General features: G+C 61.7%; 19 protein-coding genes. 12 read left to right on the top strand and 7 right to left on the bottom strand.

What is annotated here, in order from left to right; genetic code table 11:
- Positions 1-27: 27 nt before the first annotated feature.
- Both lysA and lptM read right to left on the bottom strand, forming a co-directional pair.
- On the bottom strand, positions 28-1278 hold the full coding sequence (lysA, locus tag BN1119_RS16665) for a diaminopimelate decarboxylase (protein ID WP_042000651.1): 1251 nt from the start codon (positions 1276-1278) through the stop codon (positions 28-30).
- 18 nt (positions 1279-1296) lie between these two features.
- A complete protein-coding gene (lptM, locus tag BN1119_RS16660; RefSeq protein ID WP_042000647.1) occupies positions 1297-1515 on the bottom strand; it encodes an LPS translocon maturation chaperone LptM in 219 nt (72 codons plus the stop codon).
- A 73-nt stretch (positions 1516-1588) separates the two neighbouring features.
- Between lptM and cyaY the strand changes: the two genes are divergently transcribed.
- Together cyaY and BN1119_RS16650 are read left to right on the top strand one after the other, a co-directional pair.
- Positions 1589-1903, top strand: a complete 315-nt coding sequence (gene cyaY, locus BN1119_RS16655) for an iron donor protein CyaY (RefSeq protein WP_042000644.1) — start codon at positions 1589-1591, stop codon at positions 1901-1903.
- Positions 1900-2553, top strand: a complete 654-nt coding sequence (locus BN1119_RS16650) for an alpha/beta hydrolase (RefSeq protein ID WP_042000641.1) — start codon at positions 1900-1902, stop codon at positions 2551-2553. The genes cyaY and BN1119_RS16650 overlap by 4 nt, the downstream gene beginning before the upstream one ends.
- Positions 2554-2618: 65 nt before the next feature.
- On the opposite strand, the gene BN1119_RS16645 is transcribed toward BN1119_RS16650, so the two are convergent.
- Positions 2619-5138, bottom strand: a complete 2520-nt coding sequence (locus tag BN1119_RS16645; RefSeq protein ID WP_042000638.1) for a class I adenylate cyclase — start codon at positions 5136-5138, stop codon at positions 2619-2621.
- A 324-nt stretch (positions 5139-5462) separates the two neighbouring features.
- Here BN1119_RS16645 and hemC point away from each other — a divergent pair, with 324 nt between their 5' ends.
- From hemC to BN1119_RS16625, 4 genes are read left to right on the top strand one after another with little or no spacing between them, the layout of a single operon-like run.
- Complete coding sequence (gene hemC / locus BN1119_RS16640) at positions 5463-6392, top strand: hydroxymethylbilane synthase (RefSeq protein WP_157438679.1); 930 nt, start codon at positions 5463-5465, stop codon at positions 6390-6392.
- Between the two features lie 37 nt (positions 6393-6429).
- A complete protein-coding gene (locus BN1119_RS16635) occupies positions 6430-7164 on the top strand; it encodes a uroporphyrinogen-III synthase (RefSeq protein WP_042000632.1) in 735 nt (244 codons plus the stop codon).
- Positions 7161-8261, top strand: a complete 1101-nt coding sequence (locus BN1119_RS16630) for a uroporphyrinogen-III C-methyltransferase (RefSeq protein ID WP_042000629.1) — start codon at positions 7161-7163, stop codon at positions 8259-8261. Before BN1119_RS16635 ends, BN1119_RS16630 begins: the two co-directional genes overlap by 4 nt.
- A gap of 10 nt (positions 8262-8271) precedes the next feature.
- A complete protein-coding gene (locus BN1119_RS16625; RefSeq protein ID WP_042000626.1) occupies positions 8272-9435 on the top strand; it encodes a heme biosynthesis HemY N-terminal domain-containing protein in 1164 nt (387 codons plus the stop codon).
- A gap of 79 nt (positions 9436-9514) precedes the next feature.
- On the opposite strand, the gene BN1119_RS16620 is transcribed toward BN1119_RS16625, so the two are convergent.
- Together BN1119_RS16620 and glpX are read right to left on the bottom strand one after the other, a co-directional pair.
- Entirely contained in the window at positions 9515-9766 is a 252-nt protein-coding gene (locus BN1119_RS16620; protein WP_042000623.1) for a YkgJ family cysteine cluster protein, read from the bottom strand.
- Between the two features lie 234 nt (positions 9767-10000).
- The gene (gene glpX / locus BN1119_RS16615) at positions 10001-11011 is read right to left on the bottom strand and encodes a class II fructose-bisphosphatase (RefSeq protein WP_042000620.1); all 1011 of its coding nucleotides are present in this window, start codon (positions 11009-11011) and stop codon (positions 10001-10003) included.
- Positions 11012-11259: 248 nt separating this feature from the next.
- Between glpX and BN1119_RS16610 the strand changes: the two genes are divergently transcribed.
- From BN1119_RS16610 to BN1119_RS16585, 6 genes are all read left to right on the top strand, one after another.
- On the top strand, positions 11260-12318 hold the full coding sequence (locus BN1119_RS16610; RefSeq protein ID WP_042000617.1) for a porin: 1059 nt from the start codon (positions 11260-11262) through the stop codon (positions 12316-12318).
- A 304-nt stretch (positions 12319-12622) separates the two neighbouring features.
- Positions 12623-13141 carry a type VI secretion system effector Hcp1 gene (hcp1, locus tag BN1119_RS16605; RefSeq protein ID WP_042000615.1) on the top strand — a complete coding sequence of 173 codons (519 nt, stop codon included), beginning with the start codon at positions 12623-12625 and terminating at the stop codon, positions 13139-13141.
- A gap of 174 nt (positions 13142-13315) precedes the next feature.
- Complete coding sequence (gene tssI / locus BN1119_RS16600) at positions 13316-15496, top strand: type VI secretion system Vgr family protein (protein ID WP_042000612.1); 2181 nt, start codon at positions 13316-13318, stop codon at positions 15494-15496.
- A 1-nt stretch (position 15497) separates the two neighbouring features.
- On the top strand, positions 15498-16817 hold the full coding sequence (locus BN1119_RS16595; RefSeq protein ID WP_042000609.1) for a hypothetical protein: 1320 nt from the start codon (positions 15498-15500) through the stop codon (positions 16815-16817).
- A 9-nt stretch (positions 16818-16826) separates the two neighbouring features.
- Entirely contained in the window at positions 16827-17816 is a 990-nt protein-coding gene (locus tag BN1119_RS16590) for a PoNi-like cognate immunity protein (protein ID WP_084205528.1), read from the top strand.
- 217 nt (positions 17817-18033) lie between these two features.
- A complete protein-coding gene (locus BN1119_RS16585; protein WP_042000606.1) occupies positions 18034-19131 on the top strand; it encodes a calcium:cation antiporter in 1098 nt (365 codons plus the stop codon).
- 259 nt (positions 19132-19390) lie between these two features.
- On the opposite strand, the gene hutH is transcribed toward BN1119_RS16585, so the two are convergent.
- Positions 19391-20923, bottom strand: a complete 1533-nt coding sequence (hutH, locus tag BN1119_RS16580) for a histidine ammonia-lyase (protein ID WP_042000603.1) — start codon at positions 20921-20923, stop codon at positions 19391-19393.
- 1 nt (position 20924) lies between these two features.
- Positions 20925-22634, bottom strand: a complete 1710-nt coding sequence (gene hutU, locus BN1119_RS16575) for a urocanate hydratase (protein ID WP_042000600.1) — start codon at positions 22632-22634, stop codon at positions 20925-20927.
- Positions 22635-22657 lie beyond the last annotated feature (23 nt).

Genomic DNA, 22657 nt, shown 5'->3' with positions numbered 1-22657 from the left:
TCGCCCTCCCGCGCGCCCCTGCCCGGATCACGGCAGCAGGTGTTCACCCTGCCAGAGCGAGGCCAGCGGCTCACGCTCGCGAATGAGGAACCCCTGGTCGCCGTCCACCAGCACCTCGGCAGCGCGGGGACGGGTGTTGTAGTTCGATGCCATGGTAAAGCCGTAGGCACCGGCGGAACGCACCGCCAGCAATGAGCCCTCGGCAATCGCCAGGGTGCGCTCCTTGCCGAGGAAGTCGCCGGTCTCGCACACCGGGCCCACCACGTCGTACAGCGCCGGCGCATGATCGGTCTGGCTGTCCACCTCTATGATGTTCATCCAGGCGCCATAGAGGGAGGGGCGCAGCAGGTCGTTCATGCCGGCGTCGATCAGCGCGAAGTTGCGGGTCTCGCCAGGCTTGAGGTATTCGACCCGGGTCAGCAGCACGCCGGCGTTGGCGACGATGGCACGCCCCGGCTCGAACAGCAGGGTCAGATCGCGACCCGCCAGCTTGGCCTTGAGCGCCTCGGCGTATTCGGTCGGGTGCGGCGGCTGCTCGGCGCCATAGTTGACCCCGAGACCACCGCCCACGTCCAGGTGATGGATATGGATGCCTTCACCGGCCAGCTCGTCGATGAGCCGCAGCAGCTTGTCCGCCGCCTCCATAAAGGGATTCAATTCAGTCAGTTGAGAACCGATATGGCAATCCACCCCCTTGATGGCGATGTTGGCCATGGCGGCCGCCTTGCGATAGATGGCGGGAGCCTGCTCGATGGGGATGCCGAATTTGTTCTGTTTGAGGCCGGTTGAGATGTAGGGGTGGGTACCGGCATCTATGTCCGGGTTGACCCGCACCGAGATGGGGGCCACCTTGCCCATGCTGGCAGCGACCCGGTTGAGGCGCTCCAGCTCGGCTTCGGACTCCAGGTTGAAGCAGAGGATCTCTTTCTCCAGCGCGAGGCGCATCTCGGCCTCGCTCTTGGCCACGCCGGAGAAGACCACCTTGGCCGGATCCCCGCCCGCCGCCAGTACCCGCGACAGCTCGCCGCCAGAGACGATGTCAAAGCCCGAGCCCAGGCGAGCCAGCAGATTCAGGATGGCGATGTTGGAGTTGGCCTTGACCGCATAGCAGACCAGGTGGGGTATGTCCCCCGCCGCCTGATCGAAGGCATGCCAGTGGCGCTCCAGAGTCGCGCGGGAGTAGACGTAGAGCGGGGTGCCGTGCTGCTCGGCCAGTTGCTGCAACGAGGTCTGTTCGGCCTGCAGCTGACCGGCGGCATTGTAGTTAAAGTGATCCAAGGGGCGGTTCCTTCCAAATTATGACGAGTGCGGCGCAGCCTCTGGGGTCGACTCGGCCGGGGTCTGGGGAGCACTCTGCTGGCCATCCGATGGGTCGGTCGGCGCCTGGGCTGGCTGGGCCTCTTGATTCTGCGGCTGCTCGGCAGGCGGCATATAGAGAGGACCTTTCAGGCCACAGGCGACCAGGGCGAGAGCGAGAAGCGCGGCAGACAGGCACCGGACGAGTTGAGTAATCATAATGGTTCGCTGCGAAAAATTTTTTGGCCCTCTATAATCGCACTCACATTGTTAAAAGCAACAGGATAAACCGATGAAGGATCACGAGTATCACGCCCTGGTAGACACCTTTTTCCAGTCTGTGGAAGACCGCATCGACGCGAACTACCCGGATATCGATTGTGAGCGGGCGGGCGGCGTGCTGACCCTGGTGTTCGAGAACAAGACCAAGGTCATCCTCAACAAGCAGGAACCCCTGCACCAGATCTGGGTCGCCACCCGGGAGAACGGCTTCCACTTCGAGCTGCAGGGAGACACCTGGATAGACAACCGCTTCGGCCACGAGCTCAAGGCCCTGCTCGCGCGCGCCTGCACCCAGCAGTCCGGCGAGGACGTGCGCTTTCCATGATTGACATCCATCCCGCTGGCGCCCGCCATGCCGTGATCTGGCTCCATGGCCTGGGAGATTCCGGCGCCGGGCTGGCGCCCCTGGTGGAAGCGCTGGCCTTGCCCGCCGACCTGCCCGTCCGCCACCTGCTGCCCGATGCCCCCGAGCGCCCCATCACCATCAACATGGGCTACAAGATGCGCGGCTGGTACGACATCAGAAGCTTCGACGACCCGGCGGATCGCGCCGTGGAAGCCCATGTCCGCGAGTCCGCCGATCGTATCGCCACCCTGCTGAGTCAGCTGGTGGCCGAAGGCTTTGCCCCGGGCAACATAGTCCTGGCCGGCTTCTCCCAGGGGGGCGTGATCGCCTCGTTCACCGCCCTGCGCCATCCGGCGCCACTGGCGGGCCTGCTCTGCATGTCCACCTATCTGGCGGCACCCGAGCAACTGGTCGAGGAGATGAGCGAGGCCGCCCGCGCCCTGCCCATCTGCTACATGCACGGCATCTATGACGACGTGGTGCCCCTCTCCATGGGGTGGGATGCCAGGCAGCGGCTGGAGGCGGCAGGCCTGACCCTCGCGTGGCACGAATACCCGATGCGCCACGAGATCTGCCGGCCCCAGCTGGGGGATATCCGCACCTGGCTGCTGGCGCGCCTCCAGCCCTAAACCAGGACACCCGCAAAAATGAGAGGGCCTGCATTGCAGGCCCTCTTCATATCATGGCGGCTGGCTCAGCCCACTTCCCGCGCCGGGCTCTGGGGCTCGCGGCCCAGCCCCTGGCTGCGATAGGGGATCACCTCCAGCGCCTCCCCCTTCTCCACTATCTCGTAGTACTGGGGCAGGTTGAAGTTGACGGGCTGACCATCGTCACCGAATCGCTCGTGGCTCGAGGTGTAGAAGCGGTTGACCCCGGTCACCAGCTCATCCTTGTTGCCGGCGAAGTGCTGGTAGATCTCCACCCGGTTCGCCTCGTCCAGGATATAGATATTGGTGCCCGCATTGCGGGTATCGAAGAAGAACTGCACCAACCCCTCGCTGGCATAGGCATCGACGATGCCGGGCAGGTGCTGGCTGTGGGTCTTGTCGAGGCGCAGCGGCAGGTGATCCAGCTTGTTGTGGGAGATGTGCCGGTAGAAGTCGATGGCGTTCTCCAGCTTCTTGACCGAGACCCCGCGCCGCTCGAAGAAGATGCCGTACTTCTCCTTGCCGAGGACCAGCGTCTTGACCAGCTGCTGCTTGTCCCGGGCCAGACGCAGCTCGATGCACTCGGCCACCAGCTGCTGGAAGCGGGAGCGCACCAGGGAGCGGAAATGCTGGCTGTAGCAGAAGACGGCGATGGTCTCGGGGGCCGCCGCATCCTGGTGCATCTTGCCGAGTATGGTGGTGAGGGCATCGACCACGGCCTCGTCACCGCGAAAATGCAGGGTGCGGATCTCGCTCCAGGAGTTGCGGTAGACCAGATCCACCGACCCCACCAGACACTCCAGATTGCGACCAAACGAGAAGACGTCCGCGCTGTTGGCATCGAACTCGATCACCTGACCGACCCAGTGACTGGTGGGATCCACCTCCAGGTTGAGGTAAATGGAGAGCTGGCGGATCTCGCAGGGGCGGCTCAGGGCCAGATTGGTGGCGCGGGGATACTTGACCGGGAAGCAGCCGGCCAGATCGCGACAGAACTGATGCAGGTTGTCGATATGCAGATCCGAACCCTGGTTGAACAGGTGCACCCGGGACTGGGCCGTGAGCAGATCGTTGAAATAGGCCCAGGCCACCAGCTTGCTGATGTAACTGTTATGTTCGAGCGGCGCCCGCCCTATGATGTCCGCCGGCTCCAGGGACTGCTTGTAGAGGTACCAGCCGGCGCGATTGAGCCGCCCGTGAGGCACCTGCACCAGGCTGAGATCCGGCTCGCTCAGATCCGGCGCAATCTTGAGGTTGATGCGCTGCACCTTGCCCGGCAGGCTCTCGAATGCGGCATAGAGCTTGCGCGACAGTATGCCGATGTCTTCCGGGTTGATGGACTCGCTGATGTTGTTGCGCCGGGCGAACTGGATCAGGTTGCGATAGCTCTGCATCAGGGCCTCGAGCAGCTCCGCATAGGCCACCTTGACCTGCTCCACCTTCCACTCCAGTCGATGATCCAGATGATGGAGCCGCGCCGGGCTCCAGCCCCAGTAGGCGACCAGCTGCTCCAGCTGTTCCCGCCGCCACCGGGGCGACCCCTCCTGGTTGGGGTGACTCAGGCCATCGCACACCTTGAGGTAGAAACAGCGGCGCACCAGATCCAGCCGCGCCATGTCGCCGATGGACTTGAGGTAGTTGGTCACCTTGTCCAGCATCAGACAGTAGTTGTCCTGGCGAAAGCTCATGCCCTCATGCTGCTGGAACCAGTCACGGCTGATGAAGGAAAGCAGCCGGGTGTTGGGGTACTCGTGGGAGTAGGCCTCCATCAGCACAGATTTGAGCACCGCCTTGTAGGGGGAGTCGATGCCCTTGTAGAGCTGCCAGAGGGCAGAGCCGAAATACTCTTCCGCCGGAATGCGGTTGAAGCTGCCCAGATCGAGCCAGTCATCCTGACTGAGCTGGCCGCTCGCAAACAGGCTGGCCACATAGTCGTCGTAATGGTCATCGTATGCGCGGGGCACCAGGTACCACAGCAGCCGCTTGCCCGCGATGTGCATGGCACTGCGGTAGAACTCGTCGAGCAGCAGCAGGTGCTGGGCACTGCCGCAGCTCTCCCCCTGCATCTGGGCATCGTTGTGCTGGCGGAACTTGTCTTCGGGAATGAGGAAGAAGTTGAGGTCCACCCCCCGCTGCTCGGCCCACTTCGAGAGCTGCTGGCACTTCTGATCCAGCAGGGCCAGCCGCTCCGGCGAGAGACCGGCCACATGGCAGACCCAGATGTCGAGATCCGAGTGGCAGCACTGACCGATGGAGGAGGTGCTCCCCATGGAGTAGAGCCCCTGAATAGCCCGATCCGTGGTTGCCAGCCCCCCCTGACAATTGGCGTTCTGACACAGATCTTCGATGAAGGCCTGCTGCACCTCATCGGCCTTGAAACTCCAGATCCCATGGGGCACATCCCCGGCCACATACCCGGGCAGGAGGGGATGATTGAAGTGCAGCATGACGGGCAGCAGTTGGAATACCTGCTGCCCGTAGCGACTCATGAGACCTAGCGCCCGCTGCGTCTTGAGACGATTGATCTCGTCATAACGCGACACGAGCACATCGAGTTGTGCCAGCAATGACCTGCCTATATGGGGGTTGCAATTGACGCACCAAAACGGTGAAACGTCAAAAAAGTGTGATCATGTTAACAATGCAAACTGCGGTGGTAAACAAGCCCACAGCGAATAGCAGGATTATTTGTGACAGTCGGCTTAACAGTATCAGAAGAAAACAAATAATATGTTTTAAATCATTCAGTTAACATTCAACTTTCGCGGAATGAAAATCCTTTTCTTCCCTTCATTTTTCGCCAGGATCCCGGTTTTGCGGCCCATGCCATGAAAGCCCCTGTAAAGGGTGGTAAGATCATTTCCCTTCTAAATATGAAACAACTGATTGATATGGCAGCCCGAACCCTGAGAATCGCCACACGCAAGAGCCCACTGGCCCTGTGGCAGGCCAACTTCGTCAAAGAGCGGCTCGAGGCCCTGCACCCACAGCTCGTCGTCGAGCTGCTGCCCATGAGCACCCAGGGTGACAAGATTTTGGATACACCTCTGGCCAAAGTCGGCGGAAAAGGGTTGTTCGTCAAAGAGTTGGAAACCGCCATGCTGGAAGGACGGGCAGATATCGCCGTTCACTCCATGAAAGACGTGCCGGTTGAGTTTCCGGCTGGATTGGGGCTGAGAACCATCTGCGAACGGGAAGACCCCCGCGATGCCTTCGTCTCCAACCGCTTCGCCAACGTGGCCGACCTGCCCCAGGGGGCCGTGGTCGGCACCTCCAGCCTGCGCCGCCAGTGCCAGTTGCGCGCCGCCCGCCCGGATCTGGTGATACGCGACCTGCGTGGCAACGTAAACACCCGCCTCGCCAAGCTCGATGCCGGCAATTATGACGCCATCATACTGGCGGCGGCCGGCCTGCTGCGCCTGGAGATGGCGGAGCGGATCCGCGCCTTCATCGAGCCCGAGCAGAGCCTGCCCGCCAATGGCCAGGGGGCGATCGGCATCGAGTGTCGCGACGACGACCACGAGCTGCACGCCCTGCTGGCGCCGCTGGAACACGCCGAGACCCGGGCCAGGGTGTTGACCGAGCGCGCCATGAACCGCGCCCTGCAAGGGGGATGTCAGGTACCGATCGGTGCCTACGCCCTGGTGCAAGGGGACGAGATCTGGCTGCGTGGCCTGGTGGGTCAGCCGGATGGCAGCCGGGTGCTGCGCGACGAGATCCGCGGCCCCCTCGCCCAGGGCGAGGCCCTGGGCCTGCAGCTGGCCGAACGCCTGCTCGCCGCCGGTGCCGACCAGATACTCGCCGAGGTCTATCAGTCATGATGGCGCCGGGCGGCCTCTGCAAGGGGGGGATCTCCCGGTGAAGCCCCTGGTGGTCAGGCCCGCCGGGCAAGGCGTGGAGCTGGTACGCTTGCTGCGCCGCCACGGCCACGACCCCCACCCCTGTACCCTGCTCACCCTGGCCCCGGGCAGCGAGCTAGAACGGCTGCCCTCCCTGCTGGCGCAGGCGGATATCGTCATCGCCGTCAGCGTCCATGCCGTTATTTTTGCTGATCATTTTCTGTTGCAAACTGGTCAGACCTGGCCAAGTATTGACTACCTTGCGGTGGGAGACGCCAGCGCGGCGGCCTTCGCCGAACGCGGCATCAAGGCCCTCTGCCCGGCCGATCCCCGCAGCGAAGGCCTGCTGGCCCTGCCCGCCCTGCAAGGGGTGGCAGGCAAAAACGTGCTCATCTTACGCGGCAACGGCGGCCGGGACCTCATCGCCCAAACGCTGGCCTCGAGGGGGGCTCTGGTGCACTATTGTTGCACCTATGAACGCCACTACCCCGAACAGGATGGCGCGGCCTTGGCCAGGGAATGGCAACAGGCCGGGGTCGACAGCCTGCTCGTCACCAGCGGGGAGTTGTTGCAGCGTCTACAGACGCTGGTACCGGATGATCGCCACCCCTGGCTGCACGGCTGCCAGTTGGTGGTCCCCAGTTCCCGAGTAGCCGAGATGGCCGAAGGGTTGGGTTTTCTCCATATCACGATTGCCCAGGGGGCAGCCAATCCGGCCCTGCTGGCCGCCCTGGAACAGAGGAAGATGCGATGACAGAACAACAAGACGTGCAAACGAGCACCGCGCCAGGCCAGGAGGCCACCAGCCAGACCACTCACGCCAGCCAGGCCGCAGCTCAGCCACAGCAACCGGCCCAGAGCAAAGGCCGCGCCGGTGTGCTCATGGGGGGGCTTGCCATCCTGATCGCCCTGGGGCTGACCGGGGGGCTCTACTATCACGGCCATCAGGGCGCCCTGGCGCAGCAGGCCGAGCTTGCCCAGCTCAAGCAGCAACTGACCCAGGTCAGCGATCGCCTCGCCGACAATGGTGGCGAAGAGCGCGCCCTGCTCGGTGAACTAGGCAAGCAGCAGCAGACCCTGCAAGAGGAGTTCAAGGGCTTGCAGAACCGGGTGCTGGACCTCAACGACAAGCGTCCCAATGACTGGATGCTGGCCGAATCCGAGTATCTGGTGCGCATGGCGGGCCGCAAGCTCTGGCTGGAGCACGATCTCGTCTCCGCCATCACTCTGCTCGGCAACGCCGACGAGCGTATCAAGGCCCTCAATGATCCCAGCCTGATGCCCATTCGCAAGTCCCTGGCCGAGGACATTACCCGGCTCAAGGCGATGCCGCGCATCGATCGTGAAGGGCTGACCCTCAAGCTGGCCGCCCTCGAAGACCAGATCGAACTCCTGCCCCTCTCCAACGTCACCATGCCCGCCGCCCAGGAGCAGCAGAGTCAGGCGGTCAGCAGCAATCCGGACGAGTGGGAGAGCAACCTGAAGAAGAACTGGGTCAAATTCACCGAGAACTTCATCACCATTCGCCGCCGGGATGGCGCGGTCGAGGCGCTCATCTCGCCCCAGCAGGAGATCTACCTGCGCGAGAACCTCAAGACCAAGCTGCTGCAGGCCCAGCTCGCCGTCTACCGCGAGCAGCAGGGGCTCTATGAAGACAGCATCGACAAGGCGCAGCGCTGGCTCGGCCAGTACTTCGACACCGACAACAGCGCGACCCGCTACCTGCTGGGCGAGCTCGACAAGCTCAAGGGCGAGCAGATCCAGTTCGACTACCCGGACAAGTTCAGCTCCCAGGCCCTGCTCGAGCAGGTCCTGACCGAGCGCCTGCAACGCATCGCGACCGGTAACTGAGGAGAGCCCCATGATCCGTTTGATTATTCTGGTTGCCGTCATGGTGGCGGGCCTGGCCTTCGGCCCCGAGGCGTCGGGCAACAAGGGTTATGTGATGATCTCCCTTGGCAACTACACGGTGGAATCCTCCGTGACCAGCGCCGTCATCCTCGCCATCCTGTTTTACGGCCTGCTGCTGGCCGTGGAGTGGCTGCTGGCGCGGGTATTCGGGCTGCGCCGCAGAACCCTCGGCTGGTATGGCTCCCGTCGACGCCGCAAGGCCAACCAGCAGACGGTGGCCGCGACCCTGGCCTTCGCCGAGGGCCAGTATGGCCAGGCGGAGAAGCTCATGGTAAAGGGGGCACGCAACAGTGAAACACCCCTGCTCAACTACCTCTCCGCCGCCAAGGCGGCCCAGGCCAGGGGGGATGAGAGTCGCCGGGATCACTACCTGCAACAGGCCCAGGAGGAACACCCCAAGGCCGAGCTGGCCCTGACCCTGACCCAGACCCAGCTGCAGATAGAGCAGGGCCAGTACGAGAGCGCCCTCGCCACCCTGGAATCCCTGCGAGCCCTCAATCCCCGCCACCCCATGGTGCTGGATCAGCTGCGCCAGGTGCAGCTCGCCCGCCAGGACTGGCCGGCCCTGCTGGAGCTGATCCCCATACTGCACAAGGTCGGCAGGCTCACTCCCAAGGAGGAGGAAGCGCTGACCCGTCAGGCCTGGATCGGCCGCCTGCAACAAGGTGCGGGCGACGCCGACAAGCTGGCCGCCATCTGGCAGGCCATGCCCAAGAAGCTGCGTCAGGATCCCGAGCTGCTGCTCGGCTATGGTCGCCAATTGCAGGCCCTGCAAGGGGATCAGGCCGCCGCCCAGCTCTGGCTCGACGCCCTGCGCAAGGAGGCTCACCCCGAGCTGCTGGCCGAGCTGCCCCGACTGCGCCTGGATGACTATCAGCCCCTGCTGACCCTGCTTGGCAAGATGCAGGACAAACCCGGCGCCCAGGCGGCCCTCGCCCGGATTTGCCTGCTGGCCGGCCAGCTGGATCAGGCCCAGCAGCTGCTGGAACTGGAGCTCGCCAAGGCGCCGAGCGCCGCCCTCTGCCACGCCATGGGCCAGCTGATGGACAAACGCCGCCTCACCAACAAGGCCAACGAGTACTATCGCCAGGCACTGCAACTCGCCGGTATCTAGTTACCAGTCAACACCAAAAGAGGCCGCGATTGCGGCCTCTTTTGTAGGGAGTCGGTGCAGAGGCGGGGCAATGGCGCCCTCAGGAGGTCAGTCGCTCCCACTCGCCGAGCAGCCAGATGGCCTCCCCTCTGTGGCTACCGCACACATCCACCATGGGGCGAAAACCGCTGCACACGGCCGGGCGCTCCGGCAGGCCGAACAGGCGACAGCCCAGCCGCTCGTCGAGTTGAACACAGGGCACACCGGCGGGCTTGCCCTGGGGCATGCCGGGGATGGCACTGCTGATACTGGGGGCGATGCAGCAGGCTGCGCAGCCGGAACGACATTCCATGACGAGGTCCATTCAAGGGGGAGGCCCAGTCTACCCCAGCGCCCGGCAACGGCTTACCACTATCTCGGCGGCGCCCTCGTCACCAGGCAAATTATCACGCGCAGCCGCCCCCATATGAAGCCAGCCATGGCCTGACCTCGCGCACCGGAGCCTGGATGACCCCAGCAGAGTCCCCTGACAACAACAAGCCCGGCACAGGGCCGGGCTTGTCTCTCGTACGCGTCAATCAGGGACTCAGAGGATGATGTCGCGAATGACCTCGTCCTTGCGATCCAGGTAATGGATGGACTTGATGCGACGAATGGTACGGGACTTGCCGCGGATCAGCAGGGTCTCTGTGGTCGCCATGACGCCATCGCTGCTGATGCCTTCCAGCAGATCCCCCTTGGTGATGCCGGTCGCCGAGAAGATGACGTTGTCGTTCTTGGCCAAGTCTTCCAGCTTGAGCACCTTGGTGACATCGATACCCAGCTCGGTGCAACGGGCTATCTCCTGCTCCCCCAGGGCGCGGGCATTGGCATCGTCGCCCTTGACCTGATGACGGGGCATGAGGCGAGCCTGCATGTCGCCGTCCAGGGCGCGGATCACCGCCGCCGAGATGACCCCTTCCGGTGCGCCGCCGATGCCATAGAGCATGTCGACTTCGCTGTCCGGCAGACAGGTGAGGATGGAGGCGGCGACGTCACCGTCGGGAATGGCGAACACCCGCACCCCCAGCCCCTGCATCTCCTTGATTGCCTTGTCGTGACGCGGCTTGGCCAGGGTGATGACGGTCAGGCGGGAGAGCGGTTTGCCCAGCGCCTTGGCCACGGCCTTGAGGTTCAGCTCCAGCCCCAGGCTCAGGTCGATCACGCCCTTGGCCTTGGGACCCACGATCAGCTTTTCCATGTACATGTCGGGGGCCTTGAGGAAGGAACCCTTGTCGCCGACGGCCAGCACGGCCAGGGCATTGGACTGGCCCATGGCCGTCATGCGGGTTCCCTCGATGGGGTCGACGGCGATGTCTACCGCATCCCCTTGGCCTGTGCCCACCTGCTCGCCGATGTAGAGCATGGGAGCTTCGTCGATCTCACCCTCGCCGATCACTATCTCGCCATTGATATCGATCTGGTTGAGGATATGACGCATGGCCGCCACGGCCGCACCATCGGCGATATTCTTGTCACCACGTCCGAGCCACTTGTAGCCAGCCAGTGCAGCCGCTTCCGTCACTCGGGAAAATTCGATTGCCAGTTCACGTCTCATCGCTAATCCAACCTATTGGAGCTCGAAAAACGGGCGGCATTCTACCACAAGGGCAAACCTTTGCGCGCAAAACTGCGCGGTTGCCGTATTTTTACCGCCCGACCCGCCATAACCGCCCCTTTTCCTTGTCACGAAACCGACACGCAACCACCATTTAGACTTCATTTTTCAGTCACGCAGCCGTCATCCAGCCTCCCTAGCATAGCCCCCGTCTTTTACAGCAAAAGCTTGCAACACAAGGGATTAAGATGAAAAAGCTGACAGTAGTAGCGCTGGCAATGACCGCCGCCTTCCAGGCCCAGGCCGTCGAAGTTTTCAAGAATGACACCACCAAGCTCGACCTCTACGGCCGCATCTATGCCGGCCACTTCTTCGGTGACAAGAAGGAGCTGGATGACAACGGTGACATCAAGAACGACTACAGCGGCAAGCAGGGGGCGAACCAGTTCGTCCGCTTCGGTGCCAAGGTCGACAGCCAGATCAACAGCAACCTCAAGGCACTGGCCCAGTACGAGCTGCAGCTGTACGTCAACGACAGCGAGAAGACCATCAGCGACAACTCGGACAACATGCGTACCCGCCTGGCCTTCGCCGGGGTGGGCGCCGACTGGGGCAATGTCACCTTCGGCCGCCAGAAAGGGGCCCCGGGCTTCCTGGCTGACTGGACCGATGTCTCCCTCTCCGATGGCTACGGCAACGAGGCGCTGGGCGCCAAGACCGACACCTTCGCCACCAACCGCGCCGGTTCCGTGCTGAAATACTCGGGCCTGTTCAACGGCTTCCAGATCGATACCAGCTACAAGTTCGATGGTGGCGACACCGAAGACGAGGGCAGCAAGGACAGCGATCCGGCCTATGGCGCCGCCGTCGCCTACACCTTCCCGTTCAATCTCTCTCTCGGTACCGCCTACAACGTCGGCCTGCGTCAGCAGGATGGCGAGAAGGACGCCAAGCTGTGGCTCATCTCCGCCAAGTATGACGACAAGGCCATCTACGCCGCCCTGAGCTATGCCGACGGCAGCGACTTCCTGGGGACCGACAAGGATCACACGGGTTGGGAAGCCGCCCTGGGCTACAACTTCAGCAACGGCATCGGCCTGATGGCCCTGTGGAACAAGCAGGAGATCGAACAGAAGGGCAAGGATGATGTCGACTCCATCGACTACTACACCCTGGGCGCCCAGTACAAGTTCAACAGCAACTTCCGGGTGATCGGCGAATACCGCATCAACAACCTGGACAGCCAGCCGAACAAGGCCGTCGCCAACCAGGACGACTTCCAGCTGGCCGCCCGCTACGACTTCTAAGTCAGGCCCGGCCAGACTCCCGACAGGCGATGAGCGACTCATCGCCTGTTTTTATTGCGCCCGGCATCAGGGCAGCAGATACCTCCAAACCAGGCAAGTCCTTGCGCAATGACATAGCAATAAATGCCAGGAATGCAGTCTATCGCAGAACAATGGCGCAGCCTCGCGCAACTTATTGCTCACTCACCTCTAGTCTTGATACTTACTTGATATAACCAACTGAAAAATATGGCATTTAATTTCTGGCACGCTCCCTGCTATCTCATGGCGAACATCATCACCATCCCAGTTAAGGAGCATTTTCATGCCAACTCCGTGTTATATCAGCATCGAAGGTAAAACCCAGGGCAACATCACCGCCGGTGCCTTCACTTCCGACTCCGTCGGCAACATCTTCGTGCAGGGTCACGAAGACGAGATGCTGGTACAAGAGTTCCAGCACATCGTGACCGTGCCGACCGATCCGCAATCCGGTCAGCCCGCTGGCCAGCGTGTCCACAAGCCGTTCAAGTTCACCGTGGCCCTGAACAAGGCCGTGCCGCTGATGTACAACTCCCTCGCCTCCGGCGAGATGCTGCCGAAAGTGACCCTGAAGTGGTACCGCACCTCGGTCGAAGGCAAGCAGGAGCACTTCTTCTCCACCGTGCTGACCGACGCCACCATCGTCGACATCGACTGCCAGATGCCCCACTGCCAGGATCCGGCCAAGGCTGACTTCACCCAGCTGATCCAGGTCTCCCTGGCCTATCGCAAGATCGACTGGGAGCACACTGTGGCGGGGACTTCCGGTTCCGACGACTGGCGCGCACCGATCGAGGCTTGATCTCGTCGGCCGCCTTTCCTTTCTGCCTGCGTGGCAACAGGCGTTGGATTTCATGTTGAAATCTGTGCATTTACCCCGGTCATTCCCGCAAGGGAGTCCACCGGGGCTTTTGTGTTTTCTCATCCGGCCTGGCCACAGGCCCGACTAGAAAACACAACGGGAGTCTAAGTTCCGATGGCCAATCAGACCGGATTACAGTTCACCGCCCGGGTGGGCACCCTGCCCGAGACCACCTTCGCCGTGGCCGGGTTCAGCCTGGATGAGCGCCTGAGCGGCCCCTTCACGCTGACCATTGACCTCGCCAGCCACCAGGCCGACATCCCCTTCGCCGAGGTGCTCGACCAGCCCTGCGAGCTGCTGGTCTGGTACCACGGCGAGTTGCAGCGCCGGGTCTGCGGCGTGGTCAGCGACATGGTGCAAGGGGACAGCGGCTTTCGCCGCACCCGCTACCAGGTCGTCGTCAGGCCCGCCCTCTGGCGCCTCTCCCTGCGTCGCAACGCCCGCATCTTCCAGGCGCAAAAACCTGAAGAAATCATCAGCATATTGCTACAAGAGGCCGGCATCACCGACTATGCCTTCGCCCTGAAACACGACCACCCCCAGCGGGAATACTGCGTCCAGTACCGGGAGAGCGACCTCGAGTTCGTCGAGCGCCTCGCCGCCGAGGAGGGGCTCTTCTATTTTCACGAGTTCGAGGCGGGCAAGCACCGCATCGTCTTTGCCGACGATGCCGCCGCCCTGACCCCGGGCCCCGAGCTCTTCTTCAATCTCGGCAACCGCTCTCTCGAGCAGGGCCCTTATGTGCGCCAGTTCCACTACCGCGAATCGGTGCGCACCAGCGATGTGGAGCTGAAAGACTACAGCTTCAAGACCCCGGCCTATGGCCTCTCCCATCATGCCGTCGGCAGCGCCCTCGACCATCAAAGGGATGGCTATCAGCATTTTGACTACCCGGGCCGCTTCAAAGCCGACCCGAGCGGCAAAGCCTTCAGCCAGTACCGGCTCGACGCCCTGCGCCAGGACGCCATGACGAGCCAGGGCCAGTCCAACTGCGCCGCCCTGTTGCCGGGGCAGCGCTTCTCCCTGAGCGAGCACCCCAACGACAGCCTCAACACCGACTGGCAGATTGTCCATGTCCGCCACATCGGCAAGCAGCCCCAGGCCCTGGAAGAGGAAGGGGGCGATGGCGCCACCACCCTTGGCAACGACTTCTCTGTGGTCAAGGCCCAGCAGAGCTGGCGCCCCGCCATTCCCCACAAACCCATGGTGGACGGCCCCCAGGTCGCCTTCGTGGTGGGGCCCGAGGGGGAGGAGATCTATTGCGACGAGCACGGCCGGGTCAAGCTGCAATTCCCCTGGGACCGCTATGGCTCGAGCAACGACCAAAGCTCCTGCTGGGTGCGGGTGAGCCAGGGCTGGGCCGGCGGCCAGTACGGCATCATGGCCATCCCCCGCATCGGTCACGAGGTGATCGTCAGCTTCCTGGAAGGGGACCCGGCTCAGCCCATCGTCACCGGCCGCACCTATCACGCCACCAACCGGCCGCCCTACGAGCTGCCTGCCCACAAGACCCGCACCGTGCTGCGTACCGAGACCCACCAGGGGGAGGGCTTCAACGAGCTGCGCTTCGAGGATCAGGCGGGCCAGGAGGAGATCTACATCCACGGTCAGAAAGACCTGAACCTGCTCATCGAAAACGACGCGGCCTGGCACATCAAGCACGACGAGCATCGGGATATCGACAATGAGCGGGTGACCCGCATCAAGGCCAACGACCACCTGAGCGTCGATGGCGAGAAGCGGGACCAGATCAAGGGGGACTATTCCCTCACCGTGGATAGCTCCCTGCATCAGAAGCTGGGGCAGTCGCTGCTGGTGGAAGCGGGCAGCGAGGTGCATATCAAGGTGGGCGACAAGCTGGTGCTGGAGGCAGGCTCGGAAATCACCCTCAAGGGAGGCGGCAGCTTCATCAAGGTGGATCCCAGCGCCGTCACCCTCTCAGGCCCAGGCATCAAGCTCAACGCTGGCGGCAGCCCCGGATCAGGTTCGGGCTGGGCGGGCAAGATGCCCAAGTGCATTGAGGGCATGTTGGATCACCCTCACAAACGCTGGATGAAGTTTTATCACCTCGACTCCGAGTTGATGCCGATGGCTGGCGCTCCCTACAAAGCCATATTGAGTGATGGCTCGGTGCGGGAAGGTACCTTGGATGGTGAAGGCATGGCACTGCTCGAAGAGGTGCCTGCCGGTACGGCATCCGTGACCTATGACATGGAGGACAACTTTGTCGATCTGCCTCGTGAACCCATCTCGGCCCTCGCTAGCCATCTCGATAGTCTGAGCGACGAGGTCTGATATGTTTGGTAACGATCTGTTTGAGTGGCTTTATGACCACCTGGACCAAGCTGTTTCCGGGGGAGCTGCCTATGTCAGGCAAAGCGCCGAAGCCGTAAAGAAGGGGGTCGCCTCAAGCCTGCAATGGATTTGGGAAGCCCTTCAGGGGGATTTCAATCCCAACCAAAGCGCGGGGCAAATTGCCGCCAATGCGGTGCTGGGTCTGATCCCCGTGGTCGACCAAGTGCTGGATTGTCGGGATCTTATTGCCAATGCCCGGGATATTTCCCGTGATCCCAAACAGCCTGAGAAATGGATTTTCCTTTGCTTTACCCTGATAGGCTTGATCCCGTCGCTGGGCTCTGCGCTCAAAGGTGTGTTGAAAATCATCTTCCTGTTTGTCCGCAAGGCAGGTGGGGATGCCACTAAGGCGATCAGACCCGCGATGGCACCTGTGCTGACGTTTCTCAGTGATCCCCAAGTCAAGAAAATACTGGGTATCTCACGCATAGATACCGTGCTAAAGGGGTTTGCCGCTCAGATCCGAGGGCTGAAGGGGCAGATTGCAATAAATTCGCTGCTGGGCTATCTGGATGATGCCGTCAGCTCGCTTACCAGCCTGAGCGGCAAGATAAAGGGATTGGCTCCTGGTTCAGTCAGGATCTGGCTTGAGCAATCCCAGCGCATGGTGTTGCAGATGCAGTCACAAGCTGGTCAGATGCTGCCTGCAGCCATGGGGCCCGTCCTCAAATCCCTGGACGAAATTGCCGAAGGATTGGAGAAAGAGGCAGTCAAGCATGCCCCTAGCTACAAGGCCGTGCCCGGTGGCACTGTGATCCACCCACTACCGGATGATGTCGTAAAAGTAGATCTCAAAATTCTGAGCCGCACCAAGAAAGGGATTTATGGCGAGATCATCAGCGACAACTGGATGGCAAATCACAAGTTTGAGAATCTGTTGCCAGAACATCGCCAACTTCGCAGCCTGAACGACAAGCCCAGAGGGCGGGGTATCGATGGCATCTACAAGAACACCGAACCCCCGCCCCCCTATGTGGTGACCGAAACCAAGTTTCGGACGGCTGGGGGGGAATATATCGATGGGGATGGCACCAAGAGTACCAAGCTGTTGTCGATGACCAAGGGCTCTGGCAAGCAGATGAGCGGCCAGTGGATCGATAAGCGATTACCCGATGAAATAACAGACAAAAAAATATTAAAAGACCTTAAAAACGAAGGTTATGATGCTTGGTTAATGATTGTTGATGAGTCTGGTAAAGTGATACAGATAACCAAGCTGGATAAGTCAGCCAATGCTGTAGGTACGATTTCTATCAAGTAGGAGTAGAGTATGAGTTCATTTATTGAACAGCGCAGAGATCCACTACTATCTGAGCCATTTTTTTTAGAGCAGATAGAGGATTATAAAGAATCATCATATTTTGACCCAAGTTGGTGGGCTAAAATAAACGATCCTTTACATGAGCGCTGGAGTGATCCACATAGACGTCCTACACGTTCCATGGCCAGTGAAAGTATGTTTATGGACAACTTGGAACATGCCATTCTTCTTTATTCTGGGGGTAAGTCACACGAAGATATAAATGCATGCCTATCGATAGTAAAAAAAGAGCTGTTGCGTCATAAGAAAGAGTTTTCAGATAGTGTTTTTTATTATTGGGAACAAGATTCCTATCAATATCTGCTCTGGATGTTCTCATTAAGCATCCTCTATGGCCAAGATGAGATGATGCCCGAGCTGGTGCGCTATATCAGCAAAAATCCAGAGGGGGACGATGATCCGCTGTGGAGCATCTTGTTGGCCCGCTTAGGCTATCCCGGTTTTCCCCGTGGTCCGGAGTCCTATATCCCCGAGGTCTATCGCCCTTTGTTCGATGCTATCAAAGGTGATGGGGTAACTCCCACCAAAGCCGAACGAGAAGCAAGCCTCAAACAATATCTCAAGGGATGGTACAAGGGGTGCACACAGTGTTATTGGCACGACAGGCACAAGGCAAAGCATGCTATCTATTTTGGCTATTGGGCATTTGAAACGGCGCTTGTCACCGTCCTATATGAATTGGATGACAGCAGTTATCGGGAGATGCGCTATTACCCCAAGGATCTGGTCGATTACGCCAGAGCCAATGGCATTGCAGAAAAATGGCAGGCACAGCAAGTAGCTCAACACCCCATTGCCATGCCGGGCTCAGTGGTGGAGCAAGACGGTAACTGGCGGTGCAACCTGACCGATGAGCAATGGCAACTGCGCAAAGGGCAGAAGTTACCTTCGCAAACCCATGTCAGCAAAGACGATATGTTGTTCTGGGTAAGAGAGTAATTGAGCGGTTCGTACTATTTAATGCCCACCAGATGCGCATAAATCAGACTGAGCTAAATTATTTCTGTACAGTTCTAGTTATCACCTGACACGGGTCTAGACTCTCGGATGAATAACAGCAACAAATAACGTACCCGGAAACTGACGGCGCCCCTTATCATGTCCTCTCATCACCCCCGAAGCGGCTGATGCCGCATCAAGATAAGGATCCTCGCCTATGAAGTCATTTATCCGGCAAGAGATTGCTCTGCCTGTCGGTCTGCTGACCCTGCTCTTCTTCAAGACCCTGGGCAGCGACCTGCTGGCGGAGGCAACCCCTCTCGCGGTCTACCTGCCGGTGTCGCTGCTCCTGCTTGCCATCGTGACCTGGGCCATCTTCTCCGTCGTGCGTCACTCCGACGCTCTTGCCATCAAGCTTGGCGAGCCTTTCGGTACCCTGATCCTGACCCTGTCGGTCATCTCCCTTGAAGTGGTAATGATCTCCTCCGTGATGCTGACCGGCGAGCCCAACCCCACCATGGCCCGGGACACCATGTTCGCGGTGGTGATGCTGGTCACCAACGGTCTGGTGGGCTTCACCCTGCTGTTTGGCGGCTGGCGCTACCACACCCAGAACTTCAATCTTGATGGGGTCAAATCCTATCTGGTGGCCATCATTCCCCTGGCGCTGCTCTGCCTGGTGTTGCCGAACTTCACCCAGGGCGGCACCCTGGGCAGCCTCTCCAAGGCCATGTCCTGGATGCTGATCATCATCTCCATCCTGCTCTATGGCGTCTTCCTGCTGATCCAGACCCGCAGCCACAGCCACTTCTTCGTCGACAGCGACCACGAGGATCTCGAGGATCACCACGGCCCGCTGCGCAGCAACGTCTATCACACCCTCTTGCTGCTCGCCTACCTGGTGGTGGTGATCCTGCTGGCCAAGACCCTGGCCATCCCCATCAACTACGGGGTGCATGTGATGGAGGCCCCGGCGGCCCTGGGCGGCTTCATCGTGGCCTGTATCGTGCTGGCCCCAGAGGCGGTCGGCGCCATCAAGGCCGCCTTCAACAACCAGTTGCAGCGCGCCATGAATCTCTACTTCGGCTCCGTGCTGGCCACCATAGCCCTGACTGTGCCCTCCGTGCTCTTCATCGGCGCCCTGATGGGGCAGGAAGTGCGCCTGGGCCTCTCCCCTGCCGACATGGTGCTGCTCGTCACCACGCTCATGGTGTGCAAGGTGACCTTCAGCAGCGGCCGCACCCACGCCCTGCACGGCGCCACCCATCTTGTGCTGTTTGTGGTTTACCTGTTCCTGATGTTTGAACACGGATAAGGCCGCCAGCACTCACCCCGGTGCTGTTTGTGGTTTACCTGTTCCTGATGTTTGAACACGGATAAGGCTGCCAGCACTCACCCCGGTGCTGTTCGTGGTTTATCTGTTCCGGATGTTTGAACACGGATAGAGCCGCCTCCCCCTGCCTGCTGCCACTCCGCGCTGCCCGCTTCCGATGGCCCCGACGCGAGGCGCGGGAGACGGAAATGAAAAGACCGCCCCATGGGCGGTCTTTTTTATGGCTTGCTCAGACTCAGGTTCAGAGGCTGGGCAGGGTCCCGGCCGGGATCAGATCGTTGTAGCTGGCAGCGCCCAGCAGGGCGGCGGCAGCCTCGATGTCCGGCGAGAAGTACCTGTCCTTGTCGTAGAAGCTGACCTCTTCCCGCAGGCGGCCCTTGGCCAGCTCGATGAGCTCGGTGCTGCGCAGGGGCGCGCGGAAGTCCAGGCCCTGGGCGGCGGCCAGCAGCTCGACCGCCAGTATGCCGCGGGTATTCTCCGCCATGTCCGCCAGACGGCGACCGGCGAAGGTGGCCATGGAGACGTGGTCCTCCTGGTTGGCGGAGGTGGGCAGGCTGTCCACCGAGGCCGGGTGGGCCAGAGTCTTGTTCTCGGAGGCCAGTGCCGCCGAGGTGACCTGGGCGATCATGAAGCCCGAATTCACCCCGCCGTTGTTCACCAGGAAGGCGGGCAGGCCGGACATGCGGGAATCGATGAGCAGCGCCATGCGCCGCTCGGACAGCGACCCGATTTCGGCGATGGCCAGGGCCAGGTTGTCGGCGGCGAAGGCCACCGGCTCTGCGTGGAAGTTGCCGCCGGAGAGGATCTCCTCGTCGTCGGCAAACACCAAGGGGTTGTCGGAGACCGCGTTCGCCTCGCTCGCCAATACCTCGGCGGCCTGACGGATCTGGGTCAGGCAGGCGCCCATCACCTGGGGCTGGCAGCGCAAGGAGTAAGGATCCTGCACCTTCTCGCAGTTGTGGTGGGACATGCCGATCTCGCTGCCATCCACCAGCAGGTGGCGATAGCAGGCGGCGGCGTCGATCTGGCCGCGCTGACCGCGCACCTCGTGGATGCGGGCATCGAACGGCCGGCGGCTGCCAAGCGCCGCCTCCACGCTCATGGCACCGATGGTGATGGCACCAGCGAACAGATCCTCGGCATGGAACAAGCCTTCCAGCGCGAACGCCGTGCTCGCCTGGGTGCCGTTGAGCAGGGCCAGCCCCTCTTTGGGTGCCAGGGCGATAGGCTCCAGGCCCGCAATCTTGAGCGCAGTGGCGGCGTCGATCAGCTCGCCCTTGTGGCGGGCCTTGCCTTCACCTATCAGCAGGCAGCTCATGTGGGCCAGGGGCGCCAGATCGCCGGAGGCGCCGACGGAGCCCTTCTTCGGCACCACCGGATAGACTTCGGTGTTGATGAGGCGCATCAGGGCCTCGAGCACCGTCAGCCGAATGCCGGAGAAGCCGCGGGCCAGGGAGTTGACCTTGAGCACCATCATCAGCCGCACTGTGGCGTCATCCATGTACTCACCGATGCCGGCGGCATGGGAGAGCACGATGGAGCGTTGCAGCTCGTCCAGCTGCTCCACCGGGATCCGGGTGTTGGCCAGCAGGCCAAAGCCGGTGTTGATGCCGTAGACCACGCGGTTTTGCTCTATCACCTTGGTGACCACGGCGGCGGAGGCGTGGATCCCCGCCAGAGCGGCCGGATCCAGGTTGACATGCACAGGCTCGCGGCTGACGCGGCGCAGGGTGGCGAGGCAGAGCTTGCCCGGTTGCAGATTGAGTTCGAACATCTTATTTCACCCCTTTGCCGGTCGCGTCGATCATCGGCAGATCCAGTTTCGCCTCATGGGCACAGTTGATGGCAATCTCGTAGCCGGCGTCGGCGTGACGCATCACCCCGGTGGCCGGGTCGTTGCGCAGCACGCGGCCGACCCGCTTGGCGGCATCGTCGGTACCGTCACAGACGATCACCACGCCGGAGTGCTGGGAGAAGCCCATGCCGACACCGCCACCGTGGTGCAGGGAGACCCAGGTCGCACCGCCGGCGGTGTTGAGCAGGGCGTTGAGCAGCGGCCAGTCGGAGACGGCGTCGGAGCCATCCATCATGGATTCGGTCTCGCGGTTCGGGCTCGCCACCGAGCCCGAATCCAGGTGGTCACGGCCGATGACAACGGGGGCTTTCAGCTCGCCATTTTTCACCATCTCGTTGAAGGCCAGGCCCAGGCGTACCCGATCCTTGACCCCGACCCAGCAGATCCGCGCCGGCAGGCCCTGGAAGGCGATGCGCTCGCGGGCCATGTCGAGCCAGTTGTGCAGGTGGGGATCGTCCGGGATCAGCTCCTTCACCTTCTGGTCGGTCTTGTAGATGTCTTCCGGGTCGCCGGAGAGCGCCACCCAGCGGAAGGGGCCAATGCCCTCGCAGAACAGCGGGCGTATGTAGGCCGGCACGAAGCCCGGGAAGTCGAAGGCATTCTTGACCCCCTCCTCCAGCGCCATCTGGCGGATGTTGTTGCCATAATCCAGCGTGGCGGCGCCGCGGGATTGCAGGGTCAGCATGGCTTCGACCTGACGGGCCATGGAGCGGCGAGCCGCCACGTTGACCTCGTCCGGTGCGCTCTTTTGCAGGTCGCGCCATTGAGCCACGCTCCAGCCCTGGGGCAGGTAGCCATGCACCGGGTCATGGGCGGAGGTCTGGTCGGTCACCACGTCCGGCGTGATGCCGCGAGCCACCAGCTCGGCGAAGACGTCGGCGGCGTTGCCGAGCAGGCCGACGGAGACGGCGGTGCCGCTGCGTTTGGCCTCCTCGACCATGGCCAGCGCCTCATCCAGGCTGTGGGCCTTCTTGTCGACGTAGCGGGTACGCAGACGAAAATCGATACGGGTCTCGTCGCACTCCACGGCGATCATGGAGAAACCGGCCATGGTGGCGGCCAGGGGCTGGGCACCGCCCATGCCACCCAGGCCCCCGGTCAGGATCCAGCGCCCTTTGGGTTCACCGTTGAAGTGCTGGTTCGCCACCGCGAAGAAGGTCTCGTAGGTGCCCTGCACTATCCCCTGGGTACCTATGTAGATCCAGGAGCCGGCGGTCATCTGGCCGTACATCATCAAACCCTTCTTGTCGAGCTCGTTGAAGTGCTCCCAGTTGGCCCAGTGGGGCACCAGGTTGGAGTTGGCGATGAGCACCCGCGGCGCGTCCTTGTGGGTCTGGAACACCCCGACCGGCTTGCCGGATTGCACCAGCAGGGTCTGATCGTCCTCGAGACGGGTCAGCACCTCGACGATCTTGTCATAGCAGGCCCAGTTGCGGGCGGCGCGGCCGATGCCGCCGTACACCACCAGGGACTGGGGATGCTCGGCAACATCCGGATCCAGGTTGTTCATCAGCATCCGCAGTGGCGCTTCGGTGAGCCAGCTCTTGGCAGTCAGCTGGGTGCCGTGGGGGGCGCGGATGACCCGGCTCGGGTCATGGCGGGGATCCTGTTTCTGATGATGCTCGGACATGTGACGCTCCTTGTGCGCTCTGG

Source organism: Aeromonas bivalvium (assembly GCF_000819765.1).
GTDB lineage: Bacteria > Pseudomonadota > Gammaproteobacteria > Enterobacterales > Aeromonadaceae > Aeromonas > Aeromonas bivalvium.
The sequence above is the reverse complement of the archived record's forward strand: the minus strand, read 5'-3'. Positions and strand labels throughout refer to the sequence as shown.

Bases quoted from the DNA above. Each gene is read 5' to 3' on its own strand.
- lptM (WP_042000647.1), bottom strand. From the start codon at position 1,515: ATGATTACTCAACTCGTCCGGTGCCTGTCTGCCGCGCTTCTCGCTCTC.
- cyaY (WP_042000644.1), top strand. From the start codon at position 1,589: ATGAAGGATCACGAGTATCACGCCCTGGTAGACACCTTTTTCCAGTCT.
- BN1119_RS16650 (WP_042000641.1), top strand. From the start codon at position 1,900: ATGATTGACATCCATCCCGCTGGCGCCCGCCATGCCGTGATCTGGCTC.
- hemC (WP_157438679.1), top strand. From the start codon at position 5,463: ATGGCAGCCCGAACCCTGAGAATCGCCACACGCAAGAGCCCACTGGCC.
- BN1119_RS16630 (WP_042000629.1), top strand. From the start codon at position 7,161: ATGACAGAACAACAAGACGTGCAAACGAGCACCGCGCCAGGCCAGGAG.
- BN1119_RS16625 (WP_042000626.1), top strand. From the start codon at position 8,272: ATGATCCGTTTGATTATTCTGGTTGCCGTCATGGTGGCGGGCCTGGCC.
- BN1119_RS16620 (WP_042000623.1), bottom strand. From the start codon at position 9,766: ATGGAATGTCGTTCCGGCTGCGCAGCCTGCTGCATCGCCCCCAGTATC.
- glpX (WP_042000620.1), bottom strand. From the start codon at position 11,011: ATGAGACGTGAACTGGCAATCGAATTTTCCCGAGTGACGGAAGCGGCT.
- BN1119_RS16610 (WP_042000617.1), top strand. From the start codon at position 11,260: ATGAAAAAGCTGACAGTAGTAGCGCTGGCAATGACCGCCGCCTTCCAG.
- hcp1 (WP_042000615.1), top strand. From the start codon at position 12,623: ATGCCAACTCCGTGTTATATCAGCATCGAAGGTAAAACCCAGGGCAAC.
- tssI (WP_042000612.1), top strand. From the start codon at position 13,316: ATGGCCAATCAGACCGGATTACAGTTCACCGCCCGGGTGGGCACCCTG.
- BN1119_RS16595 (WP_042000609.1), top strand. From the start codon at position 15,498: ATGTTTGGTAACGATCTGTTTGAGTGGCTTTATGACCACCTGGACCAA.
- BN1119_RS16590 (WP_084205528.1), top strand. From the start codon at position 16,827: ATGAGTTCATTTATTGAACAGCGCAGAGATCCACTACTATCTGAGCCA.
- BN1119_RS16585 (WP_042000606.1), top strand. From the start codon at position 18,034: ATGAAGTCATTTATCCGGCAAGAGATTGCTCTGCCTGTCGGTCTGCTG.
- hutH (WP_042000603.1), bottom strand. From the start codon at position 20,923: ATGTTCGAACTCAATCTGCAACCGGGCAAGCTCTGCCTCGCCACCCTG.
- hutU (WP_042000600.1), bottom strand. From the start codon at position 22,634: ATGTCCGAGCATCATCAGAAACAGGATCCCCGCCATGACCCGAGCCGG.